Origin of the sequence: Flavobacterium sp. CS20 (assembly GCF_018080005.1) — a bacterium.
Classification (GTDB): domain Bacteria; phylum Bacteroidota; class Bacteroidia; order Flavobacteriales; family Flavobacteriaceae; genus Psychroflexus.
Window position 1 is genome coordinate 2,444,803 of the sequence record NZ_CP073015.1, and the last position, 12,283, is coordinate 2,457,085.

General features: G+C 34.0%; 15 protein-coding genes and 2 pseudogenes. 10 read left to right on the top strand and 7 right to left on the bottom strand.

Going from position 1 to position 12,283, the window contains the following annotated elements:
• Window positions 1-23: 23 nt before the first annotated feature.
• On the bottom strand, window positions 24-812 hold the full coding sequence (locus IGB25_RS11610; protein ID WP_211065144.1) for an RNA methyltransferase: 789 nt from the start codon (window positions 810-812) through the stop codon (window positions 24-26).
• A 208-nt stretch (window positions 813-1,020) separates the two neighbouring features.
• On the opposite strand from IGB25_RS11610, the gene msrB (IGB25_RS11615) reads away from it, so the two are divergent.
• The 8 genes and pseudogenes from msrB (IGB25_RS11615) (at window position 1,021) to purE (ending at window position 6,772) form a co-directional block, all read left to right on the top strand.
• A complete protein-coding gene (msrB, locus tag IGB25_RS11615; RefSeq protein WP_211065145.1) occupies window positions 1,021-1,518 on the top strand; it encodes a peptide-methionine (R)-S-oxide reductase MsrB in 498 nt (165 codons plus the stop codon).
• Window positions 1,515-1,904, top strand: coding sequence for a peptide-methionine (R)-S-oxide reductase MsrB (gene msrB / locus IGB25_RS11620; RefSeq protein WP_211065146.1), 390 nt, complete (start codon window positions 1,515-1,517; stop codon window positions 1,902-1,904). The genes msrB (IGB25_RS11615) and msrB (IGB25_RS11620) overlap by 4 nt, the downstream gene beginning before the upstream one ends.
• Window positions 1,905-1,906: 2 nt before the next feature.
• Entirely contained in the window at window positions 1,907-2,437 is a 531-nt protein-coding gene (locus IGB25_RS11625; RefSeq protein ID WP_211065147.1) for a hypothetical protein, read from the top strand.
• A 216-nt stretch (window positions 2,438-2,653) separates the two neighbouring features.
• Window positions 2,654-3,562 carry an oxygen-dependent coproporphyrinogen oxidase gene (gene hemF, locus IGB25_RS11630; protein ID WP_211065148.1) on the top strand — a complete coding sequence of 303 codons (909 nt, stop codon included), beginning with the start codon at window positions 2,654-2,656 and terminating at the stop codon, window positions 3,560-3,562.
• 4 nt (window positions 3,563-3,566) lie between these two features.
• Complete coding sequence (gene hemB, locus IGB25_RS11635; protein ID WP_211065149.1) at window positions 3,567-4,556, top strand: porphobilinogen synthase; 990 nt, start codon at window positions 3,567-3,569, stop codon at window positions 4,554-4,556.
• 107 nt (window positions 4,557-4,663) lie between these two features.
• A pseudogene (locus IGB25_RS15680) lies at window positions 4,664-4,993 on the top strand (apolipoprotein N-acyltransferase); the annotation flags it as partial.
• Between the two features lie 15 nt (window positions 4,994-5,008).
• A pseudogene (gene lnt, locus IGB25_RS11640) lies at window positions 5,009-6,187 on the top strand (apolipoprotein N-acyltransferase); the annotation flags it as partial.
• Window positions 6,188-6,289: 102 nt separating this feature from the next.
• The gene (gene purE / locus IGB25_RS11645) at window positions 6,290-6,772 is read left to right on the top strand and encodes a 5-(carboxyamino)imidazole ribonucleotide mutase (protein WP_211065150.1); all 483 of its coding nucleotides are present in this window, start codon (window positions 6,290-6,292) and stop codon (window positions 6,770-6,772) included.
• Window positions 6,773-6,810: 38 nt separating this feature from the next.
• Here the strand turns inward: purE and IGB25_RS11650 are convergent, their stop codons facing one another.
• The 3 genes from IGB25_RS11650 to IGB25_RS11660 form a co-directional block, all read right to left on the bottom strand.
• A complete protein-coding gene (locus IGB25_RS11650) occupies window positions 6,811-8,085 on the bottom strand; it encodes a peptidoglycan DD-metalloendopeptidase family protein (protein ID WP_211065151.1) in 1,275 nt (424 codons plus the stop codon).
• A gap of 63 nt (window positions 8,086-8,148) precedes the next feature.
• Window positions 8,149-8,409 (bottom strand): hypothetical protein, encoded by a 261-nt coding sequence (locus IGB25_RS11655; protein WP_211065152.1) that lies wholly within the window; start codon window positions 8,407-8,409, stop codon window positions 8,149-8,151.
• Between the two features lie 15 nt (window positions 8,410-8,424).
• Window positions 8,425-8,982: a sigma-70 family RNA polymerase sigma factor gene (locus IGB25_RS11660; protein WP_211065153.1), complete on the bottom strand. Its 558-nt coding sequence runs from the start codon at window positions 8,980-8,982 to the stop codon at window positions 8,425-8,427.
• Between the two features lie 74 nt (window positions 8,983-9,056).
• Here IGB25_RS11660 and IGB25_RS11665 point away from each other — a divergent pair, with 74 nt between their 5' ends.
• Window positions 9,057-9,722, top strand: a complete 666-nt coding sequence (locus tag IGB25_RS11665) for a hypothetical protein (protein ID WP_211065154.1) — start codon at window positions 9,057-9,059, stop codon at window positions 9,720-9,722.
• 6 nt (window positions 9,723-9,728) lie between these two features.
• A complete protein-coding gene (locus IGB25_RS11670; RefSeq protein WP_211066909.1) occupies window positions 9,729-10,280 on the top strand; it encodes a glycosyltransferase family 4 protein in 552 nt (183 codons plus the stop codon).
• 30 nt (window positions 10,281-10,310) lie between these two features.
• On the opposite strand, the gene IGB25_RS11675 is transcribed toward IGB25_RS11670, so the two are convergent.
• Genes IGB25_RS11675 through IGB25_RS11685 form a run of 3 tightly spaced genes read right to left on the bottom strand, consistent with a single transcriptional unit; the run spans window position 10,311 to window position 12,272 of the window.
• A complete protein-coding gene (locus tag IGB25_RS11675) occupies window positions 10,311-10,748 on the bottom strand; it encodes a hypothetical protein (RefSeq protein ID WP_211065155.1) in 438 nt (145 codons plus the stop codon).
• A 21-nt stretch (window positions 10,749-10,769) separates the two neighbouring features.
• The gene (locus IGB25_RS11680) at window positions 10,770-11,279 is read right to left on the bottom strand and encodes an acyl-CoA thioesterase (protein ID WP_211065156.1); all 510 of its coding nucleotides are present in this window, start codon (window positions 11,277-11,279) and stop codon (window positions 10,770-10,772) included.
• Window positions 11,280-11,324: 45 nt separating this feature from the next.
• Window positions 11,325-12,272, bottom strand: a complete 948-nt coding sequence (locus IGB25_RS11685; protein WP_211065157.1) for an HU family DNA-binding protein — start codon at window positions 12,270-12,272, stop codon at window positions 11,325-11,327.
• Window positions 12,273-12,283 lie beyond the last annotated feature (11 nt).

The following is a 12,283-nucleotide window of genomic DNA, read 5'->3' on the forward strand; positions in this document are numbered from 1 at the left end:
TTGAAGTTTTAAATCAGTAGATATTAAACTTTAGATCGCCTTTGCCTAAGAGCTTCAAAAGTCAAAACAGCAGTAGAAACTGAAAGATTCATCGAGTCGATTTGGCCTAACATCGGAATATTTATGGCTTGGATGTCAGGTTGATTTCTCCAAAACTCTGTTAAACCATAGGCTTCTGAACCCATCACAAAAGCTGTGTTGTTTTTATAATCTTCATTTAAATAAGAATTTGAATTTTGCAAAGTTGCTGAATACATATAAAATGAATGTTCTTTTAAAAACGCATAAACTTCTTTTGAAGATCCAAGGGCAATTTGGTTTGAAAACACCGCACCCAAACTCGCCCTAATCGTATTGGGATTATACAAGTCTGTTTTGGGGTTGGCAATGATGATTGCATCGACCTGAGTCGCGTCTGCGGTGCGAAGAATAGCTCCGATATTTCCTGGTTTTTCTGGCGATTCTAAAACTAAAACTAAAGGATTTGAGGCTTTAAATTTCAAATGTTTTAAATTATGTTTAGGACTTTTGCACAAGGCCACAACACCTTCTGTGCTAGATCGATAAGCCAAATGTTGATAAACATCAGTTGAAATAGAAATCACTTCAGTTTTATCAGAAAAATTCAAATCAGATTGATAGAGATTTTCAGCAAAAAAAACTTTTTCGATTTGATAATTATAGGTCAACGCCATTTCAATTTCTCTAACGCCTTCAACGACAAAACGGGCATCGCCAACTCTAAGTTTTGATTTGGATTGGAGTTGTTTTAAATATTTAATTTGAGAGTTTTTGGTGCTACTGATTTTCATTTTATAGAATGATTACGTTAAAAATATATTAATTTCTGACACCTTAACCTCATTAAACATTTGTTTTTCAGTGATTTAATTTTTTAAGATTTATAATTTTAAATTTATGGCATCGAAATTGTTTAAATTAAATCATAACTTATCAAAATATTAACGAAACCTCATATTTCAAAACTAACTTTAATTTGTTATTTTACATCAAAAAGTTATGAAAACATTTCTATCATTTATTCTTATATTCAGCTTATATAGTTGTCAATCTTCAGCTCAAGACGAAAAAAGCAAAAAAAATAATTATGAAGTAACTAAAACGGATGCTGAATGGAAAGCCGAGCTCAGCGATATAGAATATCAAGTTTTACGTGAAGCAGGAACTGAAAGAGCATTTACAAGTGAATTACTTGAGGTAAAACAACCTGGTACATTTGTCTGTGCAGCCTGCGGTAACCCTTTATATAAAACCAAACACAAATTTGATAGCGGAACAAGTTGGCCGAGTTTTGACCGTGCTATTGAAGGAAGTGTAGTTTTATCTTCTGATAAAAAAATTGGATATAAAAGAACCGAATTGCTTTGTGCAAAATGCGGTAGCCATCTCGGTCATATGTTCAACGATGGTCCAAGTGAAACCACAGGCAAAAGACACTGCATTAATGGTGTGGCATTAAACTTTGTTTCAAAAAAAATAAAAAAAATAAAAGAATGAAAAATCTAAAAGATACCGATTGGAAATCAAAACTTTCTCCTGAAGCATATGAAGTTTTAAGAAAAAAAGCCACCGAGCCACCACATTCAGGAAAGTATAATATGCATTTTGAAAATGGCACTTATGTATGCAAAGGTTGCGGTGCTGAATTATTTGATAGTGACACCAAATTTGATAGTGGATGCGGTTGGCCAAGTTTTGATAAAGCCAAAGAAGGAGCTGTTCGCTACGAACCCGATCACTCTCTTGGAATGAAACGTGTAGAAATATTATGTAACAATTGCGACGGTCATCTCGGTCATGTTTTTGATGATGGTCCAACCGAAACAGGACAACGCTACTGTGTTAACTCCTTAAGTTTGAATTTTAATCCTAAAAATAAATAATGATGAAAAAATTAATTGTACTGCTTTTCAGTTTAGCTCTAATCAGTTGCGAAGGCGATACCGGATATCCAGGACCTCCAGGATTAGATGGTGTGAATATTTTGGGTAACGTTTTTGACGTTACTGTTGACTTTACACCCAATAATGCTTATGCAAATTTAATTGCTTTTCCTAACAATATTGAAGTTTTTGAAAGCGATGTAGTAATGGTTTATCTGCTTGAAGAACAAGTCAGTGACCCAACCGGTCCAATTGACGTGTGGACGCCCTTGCCCCAGTCTTTCTTTTTAGACGATGGTTCTCAAGTGGTTTATACCTTTAATCATACTTTTCTTGATGTTAACCTATTTTTAGATGGCAATGTCAACCTGGACAGTTTAGGACCAGCATTTACTAATAATCAAACATTTAGAATTGCGATTTTGCCTGCAGATTTTGCAGAAAACTTTGATGTTAATTTAGAAAGTTACAATGAAGTTATGCAAGTTTTAAAATCACAAGATGCGAATTTTAAGGTAAAATCTCTGAATTAGTATCAACAATAGGAGTTTTTTATAAGCTAAAATATTCTTGTTTTATATGAAAGTGATAAAATAATAATGTTTGAGATATCTTTTGAATAGATACATATAAACTTTAGAATACCCACATGCTAAATTTACAGATAAGCTTATAGAATTTTTATTAAAACTTATTGTTCGAAAGTTTTAATATAGAAAAAATTACTTTTGTAATACATTAAGTTTAATATGAAAGACTTTTTTTACAATTATATCTTAAATCTTCAAAACAGAATTACTTCTACTCTTGAAGAAATTGACAGCAAAGCCAAATTTCACGAAGACCAATGGCAAAGAAAAGAAGGTGGTGGCGGAAAAACACGAGTCATTCAAAATGGTGATGTTTTTGAAAAAGGCGGCGTCAATATCTCCGCAGTCCACGGTCCATTAGCACAATCTGTGCAAAAGTATTTTAATGTTGAAGATTGTGATTTTTATGCTTGTGGTTTGAGTTTGGTGCTTCATCCTAAAAATCCTTTTGTCCCAACAGTACACGCCAATTGGCGGTATTTTGAGATGTTTGATAAATCGGGGAAAATGATAGATCAATGGTTTGGTGGTGGATTGGATTTAACGCCGTATTATCTGTTTGAAGAAGACGCTAAACATTTTCATCAGGTTTGTAAAACGGCTTGTGATAAGCACAATTCACAATTTTATCACAAATATAAAAAACAATGTGATGACTATTTTTGGAATCATCATCGCCAAGAAGGTCGAGGTATTGGTGGTTTGTTTTTTGATTACCTAAAACCCACTGCTGACAGAGATATTGACCAATGGCATGATTTTGTTACCGAAGTTGGCGATAGTTTCCTTGAAGCTTATATTCCTATTGTAGAAAAACGAAAAGATATACCTTATGAGAAGCATCATAGAGACTGGCAAGAAATACGACGTGGTCGCTATGTTGAGTTTAATTTAGTGCATGATAAAGGCACTTTATTTGGTCTTAAAACCAACGGTCGCATAGAAAGTATTTTGATGAGTTTGCCACCACATGTGCAATGGCGATATGATTATCAACCTGAGAAAAACTCAAAAGAAGAACAATTAATTCAAGTTTTACAACATCCAAAAGATTGGATAAATTCATAAAATTATGTATCCATACCAACGCCCAAGACGATTAAGAAAAAGCCAAGCCATCAGAGATTTGGTTCAAGAAAACCGTTTGCATCCTGATGATTTTATTGTGCCTTTATTTATAGTTGAAGGTCAGAATATCAAAGAAGAAATTCCATCAATGCCTAATTATTATCGGATGAGTTTAGATTTGATTAAACAAGAAGTCAGAGACTTATGGGCTATGGGCTTAAAATCGGTCTTACTTTTTGTAAAAGTGGATGACAAATTCAAAGACAATACTGGTTTATCTGCTATTGATGATAATGGTTTAATGCAACAAGCTATCAAAAGCATTAAAGATACTGTTCCTGAAATGTACGTGATGACTGATGTGGCTTTAGATCCATTTTCATCTTTAGGCCACGACGGCATTGTTAAAAACGGAAAAATCATCAATGACGAAAGTGTGCAAATTCTTGCCAAAATGGCTTTAAGTCATACTCAAGCTGGTGCCGATATGGTTGCTCCAAGCGATATGATGGATGGCCGCATTGGAGCCATCAGAGAAATATTAGAAAAAAATGGGTTTGATGATACAGGTATTTTAAGTTATTCGGCTAAATATGCATCAGCCTTTTATGGTCCGTTTCGAGATGCTTTAGACTCTGCACCCGTTGATGAAGCTGATGTACCCAAAGACAAAAGTACTTACCAAATGAATTCTGCCAATCGCAAAGAAGCCATAACCGAAACGCTTTTAGACATTGAAGAAGGTGCAGACATCGTGATGGTCAAACCTGGCTTGTGTTATTTAGATATCGTCAGAGATTTAGCCAATACGATTGAGCAACCCATAGCGGTTTATCAAGTCAGCGGCGAATATGCCATGATAAAAGCCGCTTCACAACAAGGTTGGCTTGACCACGATGCGGTGATGATAGAACAACTCACCGCCTTCAAACGTGCTGGTGCATCTTTGATTGCGAGTTATTTTGCGAGGGATGTGGTAAGACTACTAAGTTAATTTATTTAAGAATATTATTTATAAATTATTATATGCCAAGCCTCAAACATCTCGGACTTATATTGTTGTCAGGTATTTTGCTGAGCTTGTCTTGACCAACTTATGGGTTTTCCCCTTTTATATTTTTGGGTTTTGTGCCGTTGTTGATTGTGTTTTATCAATTGCGGATGGAAAAACCTAAACGACTTTTACTTAAAAGTTTTATTTCAGCTTACATTACTTTTTTTATTTTTAATATCACGACTACTTTTTGGTTGTATTATTCTACTGCATTTGGGATGTGGTTTGCTGTTTTGGTCAATTCGGCTTTGATGGCTTTGGTGTTTACAATTTATCAATTTATTGCCAAACGCACTTCAAACCGTAATGCCTTGGTGTTTCTAATCGCTTTGTGGATTGGATTTGAAAAACTACATCTACACTGGGAATTTTCCTGACTTTGGCTCAACCTTGGTAATGTGTTTTCAGACAACATCAACTGGATTCAGTGGTATGAATACACAGGTACTTTTGGTGGTACGTTATGGATTTGGATTATTAATCTCTTGCTTTTCATTGCTTATCTCAAATGGCGACAAAACCGTTTGCATAAAACTAAATTTTTAGCTTCACTTATTTTACTTTTGGGCATACCAATCGCTTTATCTTATATCATAAAAACGCAATACACCAACTTTGAAAAAACTGCAGAAGTGGTAGTTTTACAGCCCAATATTGATCCTTATTCTGAAAAATACAACACCAAAGACCCACAAGTTGCTCAAAATTTATTTGAGCTCATTGAACAACAAAAACCTTTCCATAACACTGTTATATTAGCACCAGAAACGGTATTTGCTGATGGTACAAGATTACAGCAGTTTAATGCAAGTCCAGCATATCAATTTTCTCAACAAGTCACAAATCAATTTCCTCAATCGTCTTTAATTAGTGGAATTTCGATGTATGAAATCATCCGTGATTCATCTCAAATCAAAACCCAAACCAATTTCTTGAGAAAAGGCATTTGGTTTAATGACTACAACTCAGCGTTTTTTGCAAAAGCTGATCAACCTATAGAATTTTATCACAAATCAAAATTGGTAGTTGGTGTAGAAAACTTTCCTTATCAAGGACTTCTCAAGCCACTTTTGGGTGATATTATGTTAGATTTAGGTGGAACCGTGGCGATGAAAACTACCCAAAAAAATCGTTCTGTATTTAAAGCTGATGAGCAAATTAAAGTCGCTCCAATAATTTGTTATGAATCCGTTTATGGCGAATTTGTAACTGGATATATAAACAACGGAGCAACAATTTTAGGCATCATCACCAACGATGCTTGGTGGGGCGAAACCCAAGGTCACAAACAGCATTTTTCTTATGCTAAATTACGAGCTGTAGAAACACGTCGAAGCGTGGCAAGAAGTGCTAATACAGGAATCTCTGGCTTTATCAATCCCTTAGGTGAAGTGATGTCTCAGTCGGTTTATAACACAAGAATTAGCCTAAAAGCTGAAATTCCTTTGATGACTAAAAAGACGTTTTACGTTAAGCACGGTGATTATATTGCACGGATCGCTTATTTTTTTATCATCTTTATTGGTATTTTTGCGGTAATTAAGCATAAACGAAAAGGTTTAAAGCGTTGATGCTGAAACATCCTGAAATGTTGGGACAGCATAGACAAGGTGAAAAACATATTGATGCTGAAACGAATTCAGCATGACTTTTAAGAAATAAATCATTGAATCATGAAAACCGTAGCTATAATTATGGGAAGCACAAGCGATTTGCCAGTGATGCAAGGCGCCATAGATATTTTAAAATCTTTTGAAATTCCAGTAGAGGTCGATATTGTATCGGCTCATCGCACCCCAGAAAAATTGATGGAATATGGCAAATCTGCCGTAAACAGAAATATAGGTGTAATCATCGCTGGAGCCGGTGGTGCAGCCCATTTGCCAGGAATGATTGCTTCGGTTACGGCTTTGCCTGTGATAGGTGTTCCTGTCAAGTCCTCAAATTCAATTGACGGATGGGATTCGGTGTTGTCTATTTTGCAAATGCCCAGTGGTGTTCCTGTGGCTACAGTTGCTTTAGATGGAGCCAAAAATGCAGGCATTCTCGCCGCACAAATTCTCGGTGCAACGCAAGCGGATATCCGCAAAAAAGTTGAAGATTATAAAGAACAGCTGAAACAAAAAGTGATTGAAGGAGCAAAGTCTTTAAAATAGTTGTTTTGATTTACACCCTAGCCAGTATAAATTGGAATTTATTTTAAATTGGCTATACTTTGTCGGTTTTCCTGTAAGAAATTATAATCGAGTTGTTTTTTGAGATTTTCAATATAGTTGAAATATTTTGGTTTCAAGCTTTCAGGCATTGGTTTTGCGTCTGGCAAGTCTTGTTTGTAAGGATCAACTTGGCTACCGTAAACCCAAAATCTATAACAAACATGTGGTCCAGTGGCTAAACCTGTACTGCCAACATAGCCAATTATTTCACCTTGTTTAACGCGTTGACCCACTTTGACAGCACGTTTACTCATGTGTAAATACTGTGTAGTGTATTTGTTGGTGTGTTTTATTTTAACATAATTTCCATTACCTCTTGTATAGCTTGATTTAATGACAACACCGTCGGCTGTGGACCAAATAGGTGTTCCGCGAGAAGCAGCATAATCTGTTCCTTTATGGGCTTTCCAACGTTTTTGGACGGGATGAAATCGCCTTGGACTATATCGAGACGAAATGCGTGAATATTGAACGGGTGCTTTTAAGAAAAATCGTCTTAAAGTTTTAGCACTCTCATCAAAATACTCAGTTCTGCCTGTAATTGAATCAACTTCAAATTCAAAAGCATAATATGGCTTATCATCATGCACAAAAACCGCGGCATCAACACTTTCTATTCCAGCGTAAATACTGTCATTTATGTATTTTTCTTTATAAACAATTTTAAATCGATCGCCAGGTTGAATTCTAAAAAAGTCGATTGTCCATTGATAGATGTCAGCCAAACGATTAGTCAACATATAATCTAAACCGGCTTCATCAATTGTTAGAGACAAAGAAGAATTGATAACACCTGAAGCCGTTTTAGTTTTAATAGTCACAGGTTTTTTGGATTTTTCAGCATAAATGCTATCGCTTAGAAAAACTTTGGTATAGTCTATTTTGTTGTTTTCATAAATAAAAGCATAAGGTTTTGATAGACTATCTTTTGTTTTTAAAATCGTATAGGGTTTGCCGACATTGATGCGTTTAAAATTAAAAATAGTATCGGAAATACTATGTGTGATTTTATAAACTTCATTTGGAGTTATACCATGTTTATCCATAATAGAGCCAAAAAAATCACCTTTTGCTACGGTATCGTTTACAACTTCAAAATCATTAAGCGTAAACCCAAAGGCTTTTATTTTTTTTTCTACTGGAGTTTTTGCAATTTGGGATTCTTTAATAGGGTTTATTTCTGTTGTAGAGCTGTTATCTTGACAACTAAAAACCATTATAAAAGACAAAAAAGCAAGGTAAATTTTAAACATAAAGCACAATATTGTTTATAGTTTTTGCAAAGTTAATGAATTCACGATTAATGGCGGGCTAGTTTAATTGTTAGAATTGACTTTTTGTTTAATTTCTTCTAAATCTTTAACATCTAAAACCTCATAGTCTTTTTTCTTAAAAAGATTAGTCAACAAACCATTTTTAGCATTGTATTTCCTGCATCGCTCACAATATGAAATATGTATTTTAAGTTTTAATTTTTCCCAAAAACTGGCTTCGCCGTATTGCAGTTTGTCGCTGTAATGTGCTATTTGTTGACAAGATTTAGGGATGTTTTCTTCTTTTATATATTCTTGACTCATTTATTATTTTGTTTTTTAATTTTTAAACCAATTCCTATCCAAACAGTCTGCCAAAGACTTTCTAGCTCTATGAATAATTACCCATAGATTAGATGGCGTAATATCAAAGACATTACAAATGGCTTCAGTATCGTATTCTTGAACGGTTTTCATCCTAAAGATTTGGGCTTGTTTTTCATTGATATGTTCAAGGCAATTTTCTATGGCTAAACCTAACTCACTGTTTTCAAAATCATCTTCTGCAGTCATATCAGACTGATCAGGTACGCGTTCTTCTATCCAATTACTTTCTTGATCTTCAGAAACGTAATCCATCCTGACTTCAGCTTTACCTTTTTTAGAGTTTATTTTTCGATAGTGATCAATAATTTTATGTTTCAAAATAGACACCAACCAAGTGCGTTCGGTTGAGTCGCCTTTAAAATTGTCTTTAGATTTTAAGCCAGCAAGAAAAGTTTCAGAAATTAAATCTTTAGCAATATCTGAATCATTTACACGTGTAATCGCATAATTGAATAAATAATTTGCATAATTATCTATCCATAAATTTGGTGAAAGCTTTTTATTCGGCATACTTAAGATTTAAGTTTTAAAATTAGTAGTTTTAACCTACATATTCTTTAATTAATTCTTAAAATTTACTCGCCTTGAATATATTAATTATCAGCACACAAATTCCTGAACCTCTTTCTACTGTCGCCGGTGTTAGAATGCTTCAAATTATAGATCTCTTTAGGTCTTATGGCTACAATATTAATTTTGCATATTCCAGCCCTAAAAACAATTTGTCTTTTAAACTTGAGCAGTGGTCTATAGATTGTCATTTTATTAAACTAAACGATGAAAGTTTTGAGTTAATTTTAAAAAAAATTCAACCTGATATTGTCTTGTTTGATCGGTTTTTTACAGAAGAACAGTTTGGTTGGGTTGTCGATGAACAATGTCCAAAAGCTTTAAAAATTTTAGATACAGAAGATTTACATTTTTTAAGAGATATGCGTGAGCAGAGTTTAAAAAAGCCTGTCAGAACCCAATCTGATTTAGTTTTAAACGATAAAGCCAAACGAGAATTGGTCGCAATATACAGGTGTGATTTAACATTGATGATTTCAAAAGAAGAAATTCGAATTTTAGTTGAAAATTACAATATTCCTAAGCAATTGTTATTCTATTTACCATTTGTATATCAAACAAAAGAAGAAATTCAAAAACAAAGTCCAGGTTTTAAAGATCGGCAAAATTTTGTGAGTATTGGCAATTTTAGACACAAGCCTAATTTTGATATGGTTCATTTTTTACATCAGCAACTTTGACCAGAAATCAAACGTGTTTTACCCAATGCTGAATGGCATATCTACGGAGCATATTGCCCTAAGAGTGTAGAGCAAATTCACAATGAGAACAAAGGCATAATGGTAAAAGGTCGAACCTCAGAAGCTATAACCACTTTAAAAAAATATAAAGTTATGTTAGCTCCTTTGCGTTTTGGAGCTGGATTAAAAGGCAAATGTCTTGATAGCATGCAAGCTGGCACACCATCTGTAACGACTTATATTGGAGCAGAAGGCATTTGCAGTCATAAAGATTGGCCAGGATTCGTTGAAGATAACGACGAAGCTTTTATCAAAAGTTCAGTAAATTTATATACTGATGAAAAGCTTTGGAATATAAAGCAAAAACATGGTTTTCAAATATTAAAAGAAAATTTCAATCTATCTGATTTTAAAAATGATTTTAAAATGAAAATAGATGAAAGTCTTAAAAATTTAAGGCATTTAAGGCATCACAACATTGTAGGTCAGTTGCTTAAACATCATTATCACCAAAGCACAAAATTCATGTCTTTATGGATCCGAGCTAAAAACAGCTAAAAACAAATGTATTAATGTTAACCGCTTAACTTAAAACCACGCTTGCCAAGGAATTCTTGACAAAAGAAGTAGCAGTGCAATGGTATAAAAAATAGAAATCGTTTTAAATTTTTTATTTGATGAGAGTTTCTTTTTATGTTTAGAATAACCTATAGTGACAAAAACGATGACCAAAATCATCGTTATTGGGTGTTCGATGAGATATAAACGCAAGGTTTCATTTTTCATAATGCTACTCATACCTTCATCTGAAAATGCAGAAAAATAAGGAGAAACAAAATACAATACTAAGCCAATAAGAAGTTGCAAATGCATGACAATAAGAGCAAACAATGATATCCTAAAATCGTGGGCAACAAAAGGTTGTTTAGTAGTAAGTTTAACAATAGCGTTAAAAGTGGCTAATATTACGATAAGCAATACTAAGTAAGCCCAATAAGAATGAAGAATTTGAATAGCGGTGTACATAATAGTATTTTTTAAATAGGTTTAATCAAAAAGTGCTTTAAGCTCTGTGGCGTCGTGTGGTTTCATTTTTCTAGCTAATACCAAACTGAGTTGTTTTCGCCTCAAAGCACCTTCATAACGTTCTTTTTCAAGTTCTGTTTCTGGCTCTATTTTTGGAACAGTTACGGGATTGCCCATATCATCAACGGCTACAAAGGTATAAATAGCTTCGTTGGCTTTCAATCGGCGTCCACTTTCTCTGTCTTCGGTCCATACATCCAAATAGATTTCCATAGAGGTTTTAAAAGCTCTTGATACTTTTGCTTGCACCGTAACCACGCTACCAAGAGGAATGGCTTTGTTGAATGCAACGTGGTTTACTGAAGCTGTAACAACAATTCTTCGGGAGTGTCTTCTCATGACTATACTTGCGACTCTATCCATTCTTGCGAGAAGTTCTCCACCAAATAAATTATTAATGGGATTGGTTTCGCTTGGTAAAACCAAATCCGTAAGTTCTGTTTTTGAATCCTTAGGGTGTTTAATATCCATCAACTTTTTTTTTGCAAAGATAAGGTTTAGTGCATTAAACCAATCTTAAAGTTCTTTAACATAAAGCCAAGCATAAGGATTGTTTTGGGATTTGATTTGCCTAAGTTTTTTTAAGGCTTTAAGCTTATCATCAAAGCTGGCATAAACCACTTGATGTAAACCATATTTGTTGGCACCAATATACTTAGCATCAAAACCTTGCTTTTTGAGTTGTTTAATTTTTTTATCGGCATTGGCTCTTATCCTAAAAGCACCACCAACAATATGATATTTGCCTGTTTTTTTAGACTCGACTTCTACAGACAAAGCCTTTAATGGCTTTGAGACTAAAAAACTGCTTTCTTGAATTTTTTGATCTATCAAGTGTTTTGCTTTTTCTTGCTGAACAAGATTATATGCTTTGATTTCTTTTTGATAGATTTGTGAACCTACTAAGCCAGATATACCTATAGCCACAATTCCTATAGCAAGATATTTCCAATAGTTGGATCTTCTCGACTGAACTTCGTTAAGCGTTTTTACATCAGGTGATGAAATAGGTTCAACAGGTTTAGTTTTAGCAACTTTATTTTGTGCAATGGTTATCTCGTCAACTTTAAACTTAGGCAAGCCATAAGCTTCAATGAGCCAATCTAATTTAGTGTCTGGTTCAAATACCAATTTACGATCAGCATTCAATTTAAAATGTCCTAAATCTTTGAGATAAATATCTGCTTCGTCCTCTAAAGTCTCTAAAATTTTTTGGCTAAAAACTTTAATTTTTTGTTGGGCAATTTGAAATGACACCTTTTCTTCTTTCGCGATTTGATTGGCAAGCAAAGCATCACTACTTTCTTTAAGATTTTGATTAAATGTCAGCCTTTTTCTTGGTGGTAAAAAATAACCATCTTCAATTTTAGCCGTTTGCTTTTGGGTAACAAAACCACCTAAACCACCAACAATAACGCAGTCGTGGCGATATAAGAGATTTTTGATGTGAAATTGAATATTCATACGAAACAAAA